At 71.8% G+C, this 16,312-nt stretch carries 16 protein-coding genes; 7 read left to right on the top strand and 9 right to left on the bottom strand.

The window, feature by feature from the left end; translation table 11 throughout:
- Window positions 1-48: 48 nt before the first annotated feature.
- Genes KUF83_RS33045 through KUF83_RS33025 form a run of 5 tightly spaced genes read right to left on the bottom strand, consistent with a single transcriptional unit; the run spans window position 49 to window position 5,290 of the window.
- Window positions 49-942: a glycosyltransferase family 2 protein gene (locus tag KUF83_RS33045; RefSeq protein ID WP_217458698.1), complete on the bottom strand. Its 894-nt coding sequence runs from the start codon at window positions 940-942 to the stop codon at window positions 49-51.
- On the bottom strand, window positions 939-1,718 hold the full coding sequence (locus KUF83_RS33040) for a CDP-alcohol phosphatidyltransferase family protein (protein WP_217458697.1): 780 nt from the start codon (window positions 1,716-1,718) through the stop codon (window positions 939-941). Before KUF83_RS33040 ends, KUF83_RS33045 begins: the two co-directional genes overlap by 4 nt.
- Window positions 1,696-2,757: an iron-containing alcohol dehydrogenase family protein gene (locus KUF83_RS33035; protein WP_217458696.1), complete on the bottom strand. Its 1,062-nt coding sequence runs from the start codon at window positions 2,755-2,757 to the stop codon at window positions 1,696-1,698. Before KUF83_RS33035 ends, KUF83_RS33040 begins: the two co-directional genes overlap by 23 nt.
- A complete protein-coding gene (locus KUF83_RS33030) occupies window positions 2,745-3,497 on the bottom strand; it encodes a sugar phosphate nucleotidyltransferase (protein WP_217458695.1) in 753 nt (250 codons plus the stop codon). The genes KUF83_RS33035 and KUF83_RS33030 overlap by 13 nt, the downstream gene beginning before the upstream one ends.
- Window positions 3,494-5,290, bottom strand: a complete 1,797-nt coding sequence (locus KUF83_RS33025) for a DUF5941 domain-containing protein (RefSeq protein WP_217458842.1) — start codon at window positions 5,288-5,290, stop codon at window positions 3,494-3,496. The genes KUF83_RS33030 and KUF83_RS33025 overlap by 4 nt, the downstream gene beginning before the upstream one ends.
- 292 nt (window positions 5,291-5,582) lie before the next feature.
- On the opposite strand from KUF83_RS33025, the gene galE reads away from it, so the two are divergent.
- From galE to idi, 3 genes are all read left to right on the top strand, one after another.
- A complete protein-coding gene (gene galE, locus KUF83_RS33020; protein WP_217458694.1) occupies window positions 5,583-6,551 on the top strand; it encodes a UDP-glucose 4-epimerase GalE in 969 nt (322 codons plus the stop codon).
- 149 nt (window positions 6,552-6,700) lie between these two features.
- Window positions 6,701-7,639, top strand: coding sequence for a cation diffusion facilitator family transporter (locus KUF83_RS33015; RefSeq protein ID WP_217458693.1), 939 nt, complete (start codon window positions 6,701-6,703; stop codon window positions 7,637-7,639).
- A gap of 349 nt (window positions 7,640-7,988) precedes the next feature.
- Window positions 7,989-8,582: an isopentenyl-diphosphate Delta-isomerase gene (idi, locus tag KUF83_RS33010; RefSeq protein ID WP_217458692.1), complete on the top strand. Its 594-nt coding sequence runs from the start codon at window positions 7,989-7,991 to the stop codon at window positions 8,580-8,582.
- A gap of 110 nt (window positions 8,583-8,692) precedes the next feature.
- On the opposite strand, the gene KUF83_RS33005 is transcribed toward idi, so the two are convergent.
- Together KUF83_RS33005 and KUF83_RS33000 are read right to left on the bottom strand one after the other, a co-directional pair.
- Entirely contained in the window at window positions 8,693-9,202 is a 510-nt protein-coding gene (locus KUF83_RS33005) for an ATP-binding protein (protein ID WP_217458841.1), read from the bottom strand.
- 129 nt (window positions 9,203-9,331) lie between these two features.
- Window positions 9,332-10,003, bottom strand: coding sequence for an HdeD family acid-resistance protein (locus tag KUF83_RS33000; RefSeq protein ID WP_217458691.1), 672 nt, complete (start codon window positions 10,001-10,003; stop codon window positions 9,332-9,334).
- An 88-nt stretch (window positions 10,004-10,091) separates the two neighbouring features.
- Here KUF83_RS33000 and KUF83_RS32995 point away from each other — a divergent pair, with 88 nt between their 5' ends.
- On the top strand, window positions 10,092-10,865 hold the full coding sequence (locus KUF83_RS32995) for an enoyl-CoA hydratase/isomerase family protein (protein ID WP_217458690.1): 774 nt from the start codon (window positions 10,092-10,094) through the stop codon (window positions 10,863-10,865).
- Here the strand turns inward: KUF83_RS32995 and KUF83_RS32990 are convergent.
- Both KUF83_RS32990 and KUF83_RS32985 read right to left on the bottom strand, forming a co-directional pair.
- Window positions 10,852-11,487, bottom strand: coding sequence for a DJ-1/PfpI family protein (locus KUF83_RS32990; RefSeq protein ID WP_217458689.1), 636 nt, complete (start codon window positions 11,485-11,487; stop codon window positions 10,852-10,854). The genes KUF83_RS32995 and KUF83_RS32990 overlap by 14 nt on opposite strands.
- Window positions 11,488-11,624: 137 nt before the next feature.
- Complete coding sequence (locus KUF83_RS32985) at window positions 11,625-12,623, bottom strand: GlxA family transcriptional regulator (protein WP_217458688.1); 999 nt, start codon at window positions 12,621-12,623, stop codon at window positions 11,625-11,627.
- A gap of 175 nt (window positions 12,624-12,798) precedes the next feature.
- Here KUF83_RS32985 and KUF83_RS32980 point away from each other — a divergent pair, with 175 nt between their 5' ends.
- The 3 genes from KUF83_RS32980 to KUF83_RS32975 all read left to right on the top strand — a co-directional run.
- The gene (locus tag KUF83_RS32980) at window positions 12,799-13,665 is read left to right on the top strand and encodes a hypothetical protein (RefSeq protein WP_217458687.1); all 867 of its coding nucleotides are present in this window, start codon (window positions 12,799-12,801) and stop codon (window positions 13,663-13,665) included.
- A 108-nt stretch (window positions 13,666-13,773) separates the two neighbouring features.
- The gene (locus KUF83_RS42205; RefSeq protein WP_308403237.1) at window positions 13,774-13,917 is read left to right on the top strand and encodes an LPFR motif small protein; all 144 of its coding nucleotides are present in this window, start codon (window positions 13,774-13,776) and stop codon (window positions 13,915-13,917) included.
- A 155-nt stretch (window positions 13,918-14,072) separates the two neighbouring features.
- The coding region (locus KUF83_RS32975; RefSeq protein ID WP_308403235.1) for a Tex family protein at window positions 14,073-16,312 on the top strand (2,240 nt) is incomplete at its 3' end.

Raw genomic sequence — 16,312 nt, 5'->3', positions numbered from 1 at the left:
AAGACAGGGACCGGGGTACGGCCCGAATGCTCTCAGATATCGAGCTTGTCAGATGACGGGTGGTCGGCCCAGACGGGTCAGGCGCCATACCGTACGCCACTTCATGGGGCGCCGGGGCCCGCACGGGCTGGTCCAGCCCTCCTTGAAACCGCCGAACCAGGCCCGCAGGGCGGGGCGGGAAGGGCGGCGGGCGAGGGTGAGCAGCATCCACACGCCGAGGTAGACGGGGACCAGCGGGGCGGGCAGGTTGCGACGGGCGAGCCAGACGCGGTTGCGGGCGACCATCCGGTGGTAGATCGCGTGCCGCGAGGGGGCGGTCGTGGGGTGGTACAGCACCATGTCCGAGCGGTAGTCGATCATCCAGCCCGCGTCGAGGGCCCGCCAGGCGAGGTCGGTCTCCTCGTGGGCGTAGAAGAACTCGTCGGGCAGTCCGCCGACCTCGGCGAGCACCTTCGTACGGACCGCGTTGGCGCCGCCGAGGAAGGTGGTGACGCGGGAGCTGCGCATCGGGTCGGAGGCGCGCAGCCGTGGCACGTGGCGGCGCTGGGTGATCCCCGTCTCGGGGTCGGCGATGCGGAAGCTGATGATGCCGAGCTCCGGGTCGTCCGTGAACGCCTGCCGGCAGAGCTCGGCGGTGTCGTGGTGCGCGAGGAGACCGTCGTCGTCCAGGAAGAGCAGGACGTCCACGTCGGTGCCACCGGGGCCGAACGCCTCGATGCCGACGTTGCGGCCGCCGGGGATGCCGAGGTTCTCGGGCAGTTCGACCGTGCGGACGCCCGGTATGGACCCGGTGACGTCCGGGACGGGCGAGCCGTTGCCGACCACGACCACCTCGACCGGGGCGCCGTCCTGCTTGGCGACCGAGTCGAGGAGGGCGCGGAGTTCGTCGGGGCGGTTGCCCATGGTGATGATCACCGCGCCGACCTTCGGGGCCGTGCTCACTTCAGCCTGCTCGAGGCGAGGATGGACACGAGGTGCAGCAGGGTCTGCAGCATGGCGATACCGGCCAGGACCGCGACGCCGAGCCGCGAGAAGAAGAGGTCGTCCCTGACCGTGTCCAGGACCGCGAGGACCAGGATCAGCAGGGACGCCTCGATGCCGAGGACGAGCCGGTGGAACTTGAGCGCGCCCGCGGCCCGGCGGGCCAGCGCCATGCCGGAGGAGCGCGGCTCGGACGCCGACTCCTGGACGGGCGCCTTGCCGGTCTGGTGCCGGGCGACCCCGACGAGGTCCGTCTCGGACTTGATCAGGATGGCGCCGAGGGCGGCCAGGGTGCCGAGGAAGGCCCACAGCCAGTCGATCCGCCCGGTGCCCCACAGGTCCGCGGCGCGCAGGCCGAAGCCGACCAGGACCGCCGCGTCGCACAGGTAGGCGGCGACGCGGTCGACGTACACGCCGGTCATCGAGTACTGCTTGCGCCAGCGGGCGATCTCGCCGTCGACGCAGTCGAAGAGCAGGTACAGCTGGACCATCAGCACGCCGAGCAGGGCGCCGGGGATCCCCGGCACCAGCAGGGCCGGCGCGGCGAGCACGCCGAAGACGGTCATCACGTAGGTCAGCTGGTTGGGCGTGACCCGCGTGTTCACCAGGTGCCGGTCGATGCGCAGCGAGATCTCGCGCATGTAGAGCCGGCCTCCCCAGTGCTCGCCGCTCCGCCGGTCCTTCACACCCGGAGGGTGCACGACCGGGCGGAGCTCAGCTACCGATGGCTTTTGCATAGTCGGCGTATGCGTCCCTGATCTGGTCGGTGGAGAGGTCGAGGTGTTCGAGGATCGTGTAGCGGCCCGGTCGGGTCGTCGGAGCGAACTCCACGACCTGGACGAACTCGTCCACGGTGAAGCCGATCTCCTCGGGCAGTACGGGCAGGCCGTGGCGTCGCAGGACCTCGGCCATGTACGCCGACTCCTCGCGTGCCCCGCGCAGGTGCATCGCGAAGGCCGCGCCCAGGCCGCACTGCTCGCCGTGGCTGGCCGCGCGCTTGGGGAAGAGCAGGTCGAAGGCGTGGTTGATCTCGTGGCAGGCGCCGGACGCCGGGCGGGAGTCGCCCGCGACGGACATGGAGATGCCGGTGAGGACCAGGCCCTCGGCGAGCACTTGGAGGAAGCCGTCGTCGCCGACGCCGCCCGGGTGCCGCAGCACGGCCTCGCCGGCCTGGCGGGCCATCGCGGCGGCGAGACCGTCGATCTGCTCGCCCTTCTCGCGGTTGGCCAGCTCCCAGTCCGCGACCGCGGAGATGTTGGACAGGGCGTCGCCGATGCCGGAGCGCACGAAGCGGACCGGGGCCTCACGGATCACGTCGAGGTCGATGACGACGGCGATCGGGTTCGGCACACCGTACGAACCGCGGCCCGCGTCGTTGTCGAGGGTCGCGACAGGCGAGCACAGACCGTCGTGCGAGAGGTTCGTGGCGACGGCGACCAGCGGGAGGCCGATACGGGCCGCGGCGAACTTCGCGCAGTCGATGATCTTGCCGCCGCCGAGGCCCACGACCGCGTCGTAGCGCCCCTTCTTCATGGCGTCGGCGAGCTTGATCGCGTCGTCCAGGGTGCCGCCGCCGACCTCGAACCAGTCGGCGCCCGGCATCGCCGGGGTCAGCCGGTCGCGCAGCTTGGCACCGGAACCGCCGCTGATCGCGACGGCCAGCTTGCCCGAGTGCGAGATGCGCTGGTCCGCGAGGACCGCCGCGAGGTCGTCCAGGGCGCCCGGACGGATGTCGACGACGACCGGCGAGGGGATGAGCCTCGTCAGTACTGGCACGCGATCTCACGTCCCTTGGCGAGGTCCTCGTGGTTGTCGATCTCGACCCACTTGACGTCACCGATGGGGGCCACGTCGATACGGAAGCCGCGGTTCACGAGCTCCTGGTAGCCGTGCTCGTAGAACTGCTGCGGGTCGGTCTCGAAGACCGTCTTGAGCGCGTCGGCGAGCTCGTCGGCCGCGTCGCCCTCGATCAGGGTGACGCCGATGTACTCACCGGTCGCCTCGGCCGGGTCCATCAGCTTGGTGATCTTGGTCATGCCGCCCTCGGGGCCGACGACGACCTTCATCTCCTCGTCGGCGAGGGACTTCACCGTGTCGAGGGCGAGGATGATCTTCTTGCCGTCGCCGCGGGCGGCGAGCAGGGTCTTCTCGACGGAGACCGGGTGCACGGTGTCGCCGTTGGCGAGGATCACCGAGTGCTTGATGGCGTCACGGCCGCACCACAGGGAGTAGGCGTTGTTCCACTCCTCGGCCTTGTCGTTGTCGATCAGGGTGATCTTGACGCCGTACTTCTGCTCCAGCGCCTCGCGGCGCTCGTAGACGGCTTCCTTGCGGTACCCGACGATGATGGCGACCTCGGTCAGGCCGATCTCGGCGAAGTTGCCGAGGGTGAGGTCGAGCACGGTGATGCTGTCCTCGTTGCCCTCGGGTCCCACCGGCACCAGAGCCTTGGGCAGGGTGTCGGTGTAGGGGCGCAGACGCCGTCCGGCGCCGGCAGCCAGCACGAGGCCGATCATGCGGGTTCTCCTTCATCGTGTACGGCGGGTGCGCCGCGCCTGTGGGCGGTCACCCAGAAGCTGATGCTCTCGACGAGCACCAGCAGTGCCACGGCCACGGCGACAGCCGTGAGCGCGACCTTGAAATCTGTGGCGGCGAGCAGCGCGGCCAGGACGGTGACCAGCAGCGTCCTGCCTTCGTGCCCGCCGATCGCCCGCACCAGCCAGTGCGGAGGCGCGCCGGCGTTGCCGCGGATGCGGTACACCGTGTCGTAATGATGGTAGGCGACCGCACCCACCAGGCCGAAAGCCGCTGGAAGGGCGCCGTTCACATCGGCTTTGGCCGCCAGTACCAGGACGGTCCCGTACTCGGCCGCCCGGAAGAACGGCGGAACCAGCCAGTCCAGGGCGCCCTTCAGCGGCCGCTGGAGGGCCACGGGCGACAGCAGGACGTAGACACCGGCGCCCAGGACGGGCCACCAACTGCCGTACGGGGAAAGCCAGGACGCAAGGACGACGAGGACTCCGGCGACCAGGGCGACGACGGCCGGGCCGCCGAGACGCACACCGCGTCCGAGGCGTGCCAGGAGCTCGGCGAGCGGACCCGAGTCGGTCAGGTCGGCGAGGGCCTGCGCGGCCCGGTCGGTGCGCTGCGCCTTGCGGGTCAGCGACCTGAGGACCCGGCCCGCCGTCGTGTACGTCGCGGCGAGCGCGCATCCGACGAGCAGGGCGTAGAAGGTGATGCGGGGTGTCGTCAGCGCGGTGAGCACGGCGATCATCGCCCAGCGCTCACCGATGGGCAGGACGATCATCCGGCGCAGCCAGACCGTCCAGCCGACGCTGTCGAGCCTGTCGGAGAGCGCGGCGGTGGGGCTGGTGTTGGCGGTGGCGTCGTGGTTCGCCTCGTTGAAGGAGAAGTCGACGACGTGGCGGCAGGTCTGCAGGACCATCGCGCCGAGGGCCAGCGCCCATACGTCGTCGCCGCCCCGGGCCGCGCCGAGGGCGAGGCCCGCGTAGTAGGCGTACTCCTTGGCGCGGTCGAAGGTCGCGTCGAGCCAGGCTCCGAGCGTGGAGTACTGCAGGGAGTAGCGGGCGACCTGGCCGTCCGTGCAGTCGAGGACGAAGGAGAAGAGGAGCAGCAGGCCCGCGGCGACGAAGCCGGCCCGGGTGCCGGTCGCCGCACAGCCGGCCGCGATCAGCGCGGTGATCAGCGACGCCGTGGTGACCTGGTTCGGCGTGAGTCCGCGACGGGCGCACCAGCGGGCGAGATAACGGGAGTACGGGCTGATGCAGTACGTGGTGAAGAAGCCGTCGCGGGACTTCACGGCCGTGCGCAGCCGGATCGCCTCGTCGTCGACGGTGGCGAGGGCCTGCCGGGCCTCGTTGCGCGCCTGTGGGTCCCTCGGGACCTCGGCGACGAGTTCACCCAGCTCGGGCCGGTGCAGATCGGTGCCGAGGGCGTCCGCGACGCGGTCGGCGACGATGCCCACCACCACGGAACCGTTCGACGCGTCGTCGGAGGCGGTGCGCAGCGCCCGGGCCAGCTCCGGCCGGGCCGCGGGGCGGGCGGTGACGGCGCCGGGGATCGCGGCCGCGTCGAAGCGGGGGTCGGTCAGGCCGAGCCGCAGCGCGTGGACGTGGCCCACGAAGCGGGAGTCGACGACGGCGACCCGCTGGTTCGCGGGGACGGCGGCGAGGAGCGTCTCGGCGTCGGCCGCGTCGGTGGCGACCCGCACGTCGAAGCCGAGCGACCGCAGATCGCCCTCGAGCGACGATCCGGGGACCGGCTGACCGGTGAGGATGGCGGTCGACAGACGAACTCACTCCTCTGGGTTCCGGCGTGCGCGACGCCGGGCATGTGCGTGGTGGGGGTACGCCCCGGGCCTGGTAAGGCCGGGCGGCATGTCGGCAGAGGCTATCGGATGATGGGAAGCGGCCGTTCACCGCCCGTTCACGGCCCGATCAACCCGTTCTGATCGGCGCGTCCGCCGCGATCATCATCGTGGATTCGGGGCCCGGCCCACAAACCACGGCCTATTCCGGCGCAATTCACGGCATAGTTCCCGCGCCCTCGGAAGCGGGCGGACCGGCATAGGGTGAGCGTCCATGACATGGCTGATCACAGGCGGGGCTGGATACATCGGGGCGCACGTGGCACGGGCCATGGCCGAGGCCGGGGAGCGCGTGCTCGCGCTCGACGACCTCTCGGCCGGGGTCCCCGCGCGGCTGCCCGGCGGCATCCCGCTCGTCCAGGGTTCGGCGCTGGACGGGGAGTTGCTGAAGCGGGTCCTCGCCGAGCACGCGGTGACGGGTGTGGTGCACCTGGCCGCGCGCAAGCAGGTCGGCGAGTCCGTGGCCCAGCCCACGCGCTACTACCAGGAGAACGTCGGCGGACTCGCCACGCTCCTCGACGCGGTCGCCGGGGCGGGTGTCGAGCGGTTCGTCTTCTCCTCGTCCGCGGCCGTCTACGGCAACCCGGATGTGGATCTCATCACGGAAAACACCCCGTGCGCCCCGATGAGCCCCTACGGCGAGACGAAGCTCGCGGGTGAGTGGCTGGTGCGGGCCGCGGGGCGCGCGCACGGCATCAGGACCGTGTGCCTGCGCTACTTCAACGTGGCGGGCGCCGCCGCGCCGGAGCTGGCGGACACCGGGGTCTTCAACGTGGTCCCGATGGTCTTCGACCGGCTCACGCGCGACGAGGCCCCCCGGATCTTCGGCAACGACTATCCGACGCCGGACGGCACGTGCGTACGCGACTACATCCATGTCGCCGACCTGGCCGAGGCGCATCTCGCGGCGGCCCGCCTGCTGGCCACGGCGGACACCCCGGGCGACCTGACGGTGAACATCGGCCGCGGTGAGGGCGTTTCGGTGCGCGAACTCCTGACGCTCATCGGCGAGGTCACCGGTGACACCCGCCCCGTACTCGTGGAACCGCGCCGCCCCGGCGACGCCCCGCGTGCGGTCGCCTCGGCCGCGCTGGCCGCCGAGAAGCTCGGCTGGAGCGCCCGGCGCGGGATGCGGGAGATGGTCGATTCGGCGTGGCAGGGCTGGCGGCTGCACCACTCGTGACCCTCGCGTCGACTCTCTGACCTGCGGATCGTTTACGCAGGTCAGATGGCATGACAACGGTGTTCAGTACCGCGTTGCGTATACCCCCTACCCGTAGTTCACTGGAGATCGCCGACAGTGGGTCGGGGCGGTTTCGGAGGGCGGTTTTCATGGGGGCCGGTCATGGTCACGGACACACGCACGGCGCCGCCGGCGGGGGCACGGCGGCCTCGGCGTACCGCGGGAGACTGCGCGTCGCCCTGTCGATCACGCTCACCGTCATGGTGGTGGAGACCGTCGGCGGGATCGCCGCGAATTCGCTCGCGCTCATCGCGGACGCGGCGCACATGGCGACGGACGCGCTCGGCCTCGGCCTGGCACTGCTGGCGATCCGCTTCGCGGGCCGCCCGCCGACCGCGAACCGCACCTTCGGCCACGCGCGCGCCGAGGTCCTCGCCGCTCTGGCGAACTGTCTGCTGCTGCTCGGCGTCGGCGGATACGTCCTGTACGAGGCCCTCCAGCGCTTCGTGACCCCGGCGCAGACCGAGGGCGGGCTGACGGTCGCGTTCGGCCTGATCGGTCTGGTCGCGAACATGATCTCGCTCTCCCTGCTGGTGCGGGGGCAGAAGCAGAGCCTGAACGTGCGCGGCGCATTCCTGGAGGTCGCCGCGGACGCGCTCGGTTCCCTGGCGGTGCTGGTGTCCGCGGTCGTCGTGCTGGCCACCGGCTGGCGGGCCGCCGACCCGGTCGCCTCGATCGTCATCGGCCTGATGATCGTGCCCCGTACGTGGAAGCTGCTGCGGGAGACGCTGGAGGTGCTCCTGGAGGCGGCGCCGAAGGACGTCGACATGGCGGCGGTACGGTCCCACATCCGTGCGGTGCCGGGCGTCGAGGGTGTACACGACCTGCACGCCTGGACGATCACCTCGGGCCTGCCGGTCCTCTCCGCGCACGTGGTCGTCGGCCCGGGGGCGCTGGACACCGCGGGGCACGAGCGGGTGCTGCACGAACTGCGGTCCTGCCTGCACGACCACTTCGACGTGGAGCACTGCACCTTCCAGCTGGAGCCGGCCGGGCACGCGGCGCACGAGGCGCGGCTCTGCCACTGAGACGGGTGACGGCGACGGGGCGGCGTACGCCCGGTGGTGGAGACCCCACGCACAGGGGAGGCCGGTCGGCGGACGCGGGGCACCGATGTCGGGCTACGGCGTCCGGCCCGTTCTCCACTGCGGTTCCGTGCGGCGGGCGAGGCGGCCCCAGCCCCTGTTCCGGGCGGCCCCGCGCCGGGGACGGCGGGGACCACCGGGTGTCCGTCCCCCTTCGGCACCGGGCCGACGGGGGCGGTGCTGCCGGGCTCCGCCGCGCGGCGGAACCGGACATGCGGGACTCCGCGTGATGCCGGGAGTGCCGGTTTCGTACGGCAGACTTGGGGCTCGAAGACCGATGCGAAGGATGGGTATGCCGATCACTCCTGCCACCGCGACGCACAGTTCGTCGAACGGCACCGCCGAAGCCATCTTGCTCGAACTGGTCGACGAGGACGGCACCACGATCGGCACAGCGGAGAAGCTCACGGCCCATCAGCCGCCCGGGCAGCTGCACCGGGCGTTCTCCGTCTTCCTCTTCGACGAGCGGGGCCGGCTGCTGCTGCAGCAGCGGGCGCTGGGCAAGTACCACTCCCCCGGGGTCTGGTCCAACACGTGCTGCGGTCACCCGTATCCCGGCGAGGCGCCCTTCGCGGCGGCCGCGCGCCGGACGTACGAGGAGCTGGGCGTCTCGCCCTCGCTGCTCGCGGAGGCGGGGACCGTCAGGTACAACCACCCCGATCCGGAGTCGGGGCTGGTGGAACAGGAGTTCAACCACCTCTTCGTCGGGATGGTGCAGTCGGCTCTGCGGCCGGACCCCGAGGAGGTCGGGTCGACGGCCTTCGTGAGCGCGGCCGAGCTGGCGGAGCGGCACGCGAAGGACCCGTTCTCGGCGTGGTTCATGACCGTGCTGGACTCGGCCCGGCCGGCGATCAGGGAGCTGACCGGGGACGCCGCGGGCTGGTGAACGCCTGTTCGTGATCTTGAACTGGTCGTGGCCGGTCGCACCCCGGCGGCGGAGCCCTACGAGGCGGTCCCGCGCCCCTGCCGGGGCGCGGCTCAGGCCTTCGTGGCCTCTCAGATCATCCGTGCGCGGGTGAGGGGCAGCGCCGACCAGATCACCTTGCCGCCCGTCGCCGTGTGTTCCACGTCGCACACGCCGCCCGCCTCCCGCGTCACCTCGCGCACCAGGAGGAGACCGCGGCCGCCGGTCTGGCCGTGGTCCGCCTCCAGGGCCGTCGGGCGGTAGGGGTGGTTGTCCTCGACGGAGATCCGCACCCACTCGGCCCCGACGGCGATCTCGACGGCGAGCGTCGGCGAGAGCAGCGCCGCGTGCCGGACCGCGTTGGTGACCAGCTCGGAGACGATCAGCAGAAGTCCCTGGACGAGGTCGTCCGAGACGGGTACGCCCTGGCGGACCAGCAGGTCGCGGACCGCGTGCCGCGCCTGCGGCACCGAGGCGTCGACGGCGGGAGCGGTGAACCGCCAGACTCCCTCGTACGGCAGCGGGCCGGGTGGTCTCCCGTCGGGGGGCCTCTCCCCGCCGCCTTCAGGGCCCGGGCCGGGCCCCCGCCCGGGGTCGTCCATCGTCCGGTCGCCGCCCTCGCGCTCGATTGTCACCACACGTCGAGTGTTGGTAACGCGCTGGTTCGTACCGGATAACTGAACAGAAGTCAGCGAGTATCGGCGATTCCTGATCGCGGATGCATGACCTCGTCAGCTGTGGGACTGCTCCTGTCCGTCCTGTGCCGGATCCGGAACTATTCGGGTTGTACGGGTTTGCTCCGAGACGAGACTGACGATGCGCCGGCCACCGTACCCGGTCGCCACCAGGCCGAGACCGTCGAAGAGCAGCGCGAGCGAGAAGAACGTACCGATGACGTACTCGCTGCTGCTCGGCCACGAGGCGAGCACGAGGATGCCGAGCAGGAGGCCGAAGGCCCCCTGGACGAGCAACCAGCCGAACTGCGGCCCTCGTACCACCAGGCTGCCGACCAGACGGAAGACACCGCCGGTCAGGAACAGCAGCGCGGCGAACATCGTCAGTGCCTCGGCGGCCGCCTCGGGCTCGCTGATGATCACGACGCCGGCCGCGATGTTCAGGGCCGCGACCACGACACCGAGCCAGAAGAAGTTGGAGGCACGGGCCTGCACCGCGTGCAGCAGGCCGACCACGCCGCCGATCAGCAGGAGCCAGCCGAACAGCAGCATCGACGTCAGGGTGGCGACCCCGGTGTAGACGAGGCCGACCAGCCCCGCGAGCACCAGGATCACGCCAAGCGCGGCGAGCCAGCCGAAGCTGCGGCTGAGCTTCGCGGTCTCGTCGTTCCCGGGTACGGAGTTCTCGGGTGCGGACTCGGGTGCGGACCTGAGTCTGGGCTTGGGCATCGGCGCCTCCTCGGACCTGTCCCCCGCCCTCACGGGTACCCGCCTCCTTCTTGATCGTACGTTCGGGATGGAGGGATAGCATCCGGCCATGGAGCCGCAGCTGCTGCACAGCGTCGACGACGGGGTCGCCACCGTTGTCATCCACCATCCGGCCAAGCGCAACGCCATGACGGCGGACATGTGGCGGGCGCTGCCGCCCCTGCTCGACACGCTGGCCGCCGACCGGACCGTACGGGTCCTCGTGCTCACCGGTGAGGGCGGGACCTTCTGTGCCGGGGCCGACATCTCCTCGCTGCGGAGTTCGGCAGGCCGGGCGCAGGGGCTGGCCGTGGCCGCGGAGGAGGCGCTCGCCGCGTTCCCCAAGCCGACGCTCGCCGCCGTACGCGGCTACTGCGTGGGCGGGGGGTGCCAGCTCGCGGCGGCATGCGATCTGCGGTTCGCGGACGAGCAGGCGTCGTTCGGGATCACCCCGGCGAAGCTGGGAATCGTCTACGCGGCCTCCTCCACACGGCGGCTGGTGTCCCTGGTGGGGCCCGCCACCGCCAAGTACCTGCTGTTCTCGGGTGAGTTGATCGACGCGGGGCGCGCACTGCGCACCGGCTTGGTGGACGAGGTGCTGCCCGGCGGTGAACTGGACAAGCGGGTCGCGGAGTTCGCGCGGATTCTCGTCTCCCGCTCACAGCTGACGCAGGCCGCGGCGAAGGAGTTCGCCGACGGACGTACCGACCGGGACGCGTACTGGGCGCGCCAGGCGCGGGACGGCGGCGACACCGCCGAGGGGGTCGCCGCCTTCCTGGAGCGCCGCAGTCCCGACTTCACCTGGAACACGCCCGCGTCCGGGCCCGGTTCTACTTCGCGCTGAAGCGGCTCTCCCTGCGGAACCGCTCGACAATGTGGGCGGGGGCCTTCTCCGGGGAGCCCGCGTCGTAGGGCGGCTGCGGGTCGTACTCCGTCAACAGCTGTACGGTCTGGGCCTGTTCGTCACCCGCGATCCTGCCGAGCAGGGTGAGGCCCATGTCGATGCCGGCCGAGACGCCGGCCGCCGTGACGTACTTGCCGTCGGTCACGACCCGCTCCCCCGTCGGCCGGACGCCGAAGTGCTTCAGGTGGTCGAGGGCCAGCCAGTGGGAGGTGGCGCGGCGGCCCTCCAGGAGTCCGGCCGCCGCGAGCAGCAGCGAGCCGGTGCACACCGACGTCGTCCAGGTGCTCGTGGCGTCGGCCGCGCGCAGCCAGTCGAGGAGTGCCTCGTTCTCCATCTGCGGGGTCTGGCCGGGGCCTCCCGGTACCACCACGATGTCCGGGTCCGGGAGCTCGGCGAAGGTCCGGTCGGCCGTGACGGCGAGGTTGCCCGTGTCGGTGCGGACGGGCCCCCGCTGCTCGGCGACGAAGACCGTCTCCGAGTCGGGGAGACGGCCGAGGGTCTCGTAGGGGCCCACCGCGTCAAGGGCTGTGAAGCGGTCGAAGAGGACGATGGCGATACGCATGGGTGCCTTTCGTTCTGCGGGTCAGCGGGTCAGCTGGTGTGCGGGTCCGTGGGTGCCGTACGGGTGCTCGGAGGGCTGTGCGCGGGGCGCGGGCGGCTGTTCGTGAGGCGCGGGCGCGCGGGTCGGCGCCCCGCGCGCTATCGGGGCGTCCGTGGGGCGGCGTCCGCCTCCCCGAGCGGCGCCGTTCGGAAGCGGCGGCGGTACTCCGTCGGGGCGGAGCCCAGGGCCTTGACGAAGGCCCGGCGCATCGCCTCCGGGGTGCCGTAGCCGCTGGCGCGGGCGATCTGCTCGATGCCGTCCGTGGTGTCCTCCAGGAGCCGGCGGGCGTGTTCGAGCCGGACGGCGTCGACGTAGCGGCCCGGGGTCGTGCCCGTCTCGGCCTGGAAGGCGCGGGCGAAGTGGCGGGGCGACAGGCGGGCGCGAACCGCCAGGGACTCGACGCACAGGTCGTCGCCGGGGTGCTCGGCGATCCAGTGCTGGACCTCGCGCAGCGGCTCGCGCCGGGCCGTCTGCGCGGACAGCTGGACGCTGAACTGGGCCTGGTTCCCCGGGCGCCGGAGGAAGACGACGAGGTGGCGGGCGACGGTGAGGGCGGCCTCGCGGCCGACGTCCTCCTCGACGAGCGCGAGGGCGAGGTCGATTCCGGCGGTGACCCCGGCCGAGGTGGCGACCCGGCCGTCGCGTACGTAGATGGGGTCCGGGTCCACCTCGACGGCCGGGTGGTCGCGGGCCAGCCGGGCGCAGTACGCCCAGTGGGTCGTCACCCGGCGCCCGTCCAGGAGGCCCGCCTCGGCGAGCAGGGTCGCGCCGGTGCAGACGGAGACGAGGCGGTCGGCGCGCGGGCCGTGCTCGCGCAGCCAGTCGACGACCCGCGGATCGGGATCGCGCGCGCCCGGCCCGCCGGGGACGAGCAGGGTGTGCGGCGCCGGTGCGTCGGCGAGGGTGTGGTCCGGGACCAGGGTGAGGCCGCTGGAGGTGCGCACCGGCGTGCCGTCCGGGGAGGCGGTGTGGATGCGGTACGTCCCTCCGGGGTCGCCGACCTGGGCGTCGGCGCCCACGAAGACCTCCACGGGACCGGTGACATCAAGGCTCTGGACGCCGTCGAAGAGGACGACGAGGACGGTTCGGTGCGCCATGTGCCGATTCTTCGCGGGTGCGGTGATGGCCGCAATGACGAGTAACCCTCCTTTCCTGCCATGCACCGCCCGGGTTCCCGCTGTACGGGGGCACCCGCGCCCCGCACGGGCGCGCGCCGGAACGGGTCGGCACCCGACGGTTCCCCGCAAACCAACCAGTCGGTAACGTGCAGGCATGACCACAGCCCTGCCGGAGCGTGCCGGACGCCGATGCCACAACGTCCTCAACCCGCTGCACTCGGCCCACTACTTCTCGCCCGAGCTCGGCAAGGAGCTCGCGGAGGTCGGCGTGACGGACCCGAACGCCGCGTACTTCGCGGTGCGCGCGGCGGCCATGGGACCGGTGGGCGCGGGCACGGTGACGGCCACCTTCTACAACTTCCGCCACGAACTGGTGGCGCGGCATGTGCCCGCGGTGTGGCGGACCGCCTCGCCGGAGGTGGTGCTGGCGGCACGCGCGCGCGTCGTGGACTCGACCCTGCGGCGGCTGCTCGGCGACGAGGCGATCGCCTCCGCGGAGGTCGCCGAGGCGGCGGAGCTGGCGCTGCGCGCCACCGAGGCGTGCACCAGGACCGCCCGCCCGCTGTACGCCGCCCACGCGGACCTGCCGGTGCCGTCCGAGCCGCACCTCGCGCTCTGGCACGCTGCCACCCTGCTGCGCGAGCACCGCGGCGACGGTCACCTCGCGGTGCTGCTCGACGCGGAACTCGACCCCCTGGAGGCGCTGGTGAGCCACACCGCCACCGGAAAGGGCATGGCGCCGAAGTGGGTCCTCTCCACCCGCGGCTGGCACCGCGAGGACTGGGACGCGGCCACCCGCCGCCTCAAGGAGCGCGGACTGCTCGACACCGAGGGCGAGTTGACGGAGTCCGGCCTCGCCCTCCGCAAGGAGATCGAGACGCGCACGGACCGTCTCGACGCGGCTCCCTACGAGCATCTGGGCGCCGCCGGCGTCGAGCGCCTCACCGAGCTGGCCATGGGGCTCGTCATGGCGGCACTGGCCGCCGGAGCGTTCCCCGAGGACATGATCGGCAAGAGCTGAGCGCCCCTTCACGCAATGACCCTGACAACTCCGCAGGGTTCGGAACGCCGATCCGAGGTACCCGTGAGTCTCCCGGCCGAACTGACCGGGAGACGAAAGGGGTAACTCGTGTTCCGTGCCATCGCAGACGTGTTGCGGCAGATCGGCGGGGCCGTCGCCACAGTGGTGACGCTTCCGTTCCGTGCACTGGCCCGACTGTTCGGCGGCGCCTCGAGCTCGACGCGCGGGGGCGGCCGGACGCGCAGGGCCTGACCGAAGACCGTTGAGGGAGCCGGACACGCCGAGGGCGTGTCCGGCTCTCCGCGTGTCCGGCTCTCCGCAGGTGCGGGCCGACCTTGATCCCCCGTTGTCGGTGCCACCTGCCACAATTGCCGCGCAACCTCAGTGGAGAAGGCGGTACGGAAATCGTGACGACAGAGCTGCCAGCCCTCGCAGGGTCCATCGAAGGCAGGATCGCCGAGGAGCTCGGCGTGCGGGAGCGGCAGGTCAAGGCCGCCGTCGACTTGCTCGACGGCGGTTCGACGGTGCCCTTCATCGCCCGCTACCGCAAGGAAGCGACCGAGATGCTCGACGACGCGCAGCTGCGCACGCTCGAGGAGCGGCTGCGCTATCTGCGGGAGCTGGAGGAGCGGCGCTCGGCGATCCTCGACTCGGTGCGTGAGCAGGGCAAGCTCACCGAGGAGCTGGCGGCGACGATCCGCGGCGCGGAGACCAAGGCGCGGCTGGAGGACATCTATCTGCCGTTCAAGCCGAAGCGGCGCACGAAGGCGCAGATCGCCCGGGAGGCGGGCCTCGCGCCGCTCGCCGAGGGCCTCCTCGGCGACGCCTCCGTCGACCCGCTCGCCGCGGCCGCTGCCTTCGTCGACGCGGACAAGGGCGTCGCCGACCCGCAGGCCGCCCTGGACGGCGCCCGCGCCATCCTCACCGAGCGGTTCTCGGAGGACGCCGACCTGATCGGCGAGCTGCGCGAGCGCATGTGGACGCGCGGCCGGCTGGCCGCCAGGGTGAAGGCCGGCAAGGAGGAGGCGGGCGCCAAGTTCGCCGACTACTTCGACTTCGCCGAGCCCTTCAAGGAGCTGCCCTCGCACCGCGTCCTCGCGATGCTGCGCGGTGAGAAGGAGGACGTCCTCGACCTCGTCCTGGAGCCGGAGGAGCCGTCCGAGCAGCCCGGCCCGTCCTCGTACGAGGCGATCGTCGCGCATCGCTTCGGCATCGCCGACCGCGGCCGTCCGGCGGACAAGTGGCTGACGGACACGGTCCGTTGGGCCTGGCGCACCCGCCTGCTCGTCCACCTCGGCATCGACCTGCGGCTGCGCCTGCGCACGGCCGCCGAGGACGAGGCGGTCAACGTCTTCGCGACGAACCTGCGCGACCTGCTGCTGGCCGCACCGGCGGGCACCCGCGCCACCCTGGGGCTCGACCCCGGCTTCCGTACGGGTGTGAAGGTGGCCGTGGTCGACGCGACCGGCAAGGTCGTCGCCACGGACGTCATCCACCCGCACGTCCCGGCGAACAGGTGGGACGAGGCCGTCGCCAAGCTCGCCCGGCTCGCCAAGGAGCACGCGGTCGAGCTGGTCGCGATCGGCAACGGCACGGCGTCCCGCGAGACGGACAAGCTCGCCGGTGAACTGATCGCCAAGCACCCGGAGTTGCAGCTCACGAAGGTGATGGTGTCGGAGGCGGGCGCGTCCGTGTACTCGGCGTCGGCGTTCGCGTCGGCGGAGCTGCCCGGCATGGACGTGTCGCTGCGCGGCGCGGTCTCCATCGCGCGCCGCCTCCAGGACCCGCTCGCCGAGCTGGTGAAGATCGACCCGAAGTCGATCGGTGTCGGCCAGTACCAGCACGACCTGTCCGAGGTGAAGCTCTCGCGCTCCCTCGACGCGGTCGTCGAGGACTGTGTGAACGGCGTCGGCGTGGACGTGAACACGGCTTCGGCGCCCCTGCTCTCGCGGGTTTCCGGCATCACCTCCGGGCTCGCCGAGAACATCGTGGCGCACCGCGACGCGAACGGACCGTTCACGTCGCGTACGGCGCTGAAGAAGGTGGCCAGGCTCGGGCCCAAGGCGTACGAGCAGTGCGCGGGCTTCCTGCGGATCCGCGGCGGCGAGGACCCGCTGGACGCGTCGAGCGTGCACCCCGAGGCGTACCCCGTGGTCCGCCGGATGGTGAAGACGGCGGGCAACGAGGTCGCCTCGCTGATCGGGAACACCGGGGTGCTGCGCTCGCTGAGGCCGACCGATTTCGTGGACGAGACGTTCGGCCTGCCGACGGTCACGGACATCCTGCGGGAGCTGGAGAAGCCGGGGCGCGACCCGCGGCCCGCCTTCAAGACGGCGACCTTCAAGGACGGCGTGGAGAAGATCGCCGACCTGGCCCCGGGCATGGTCCTCGAAGGAGTCGTCACGAACGTGGCAGCCTTCGGTGCCTTCGTGGACGTCGGCGTGCACCAGGACGGTCTGGTGCACGTCTCGGCGATGTCCAGGACGTTCGTCAAGGACCCCCGGGACGTGGTCAAGTCCGGCGACATCGTCAAGGTGAAGGTGATGGAGGTCGACATTCCGCGCAAGCGGATCTCGCTGACGCTGCGGCTGGACGACGAGGCCGTTCCGCAGGACCAGCCGGCCGGCGGCGGGCGCCCCCAGCGCGG

The organism is Streptomyces sp. BV286 (assembly GCF_019090165.1).
GTDB lineage: Bacteria > Actinomycetota > Actinomycetes > Streptomycetales > Streptomycetaceae > Streptomyces.
The sequence above is the reverse complement of the archived record's forward strand: the minus strand, read 5'-3'. Positions and strand labels throughout refer to the sequence as shown.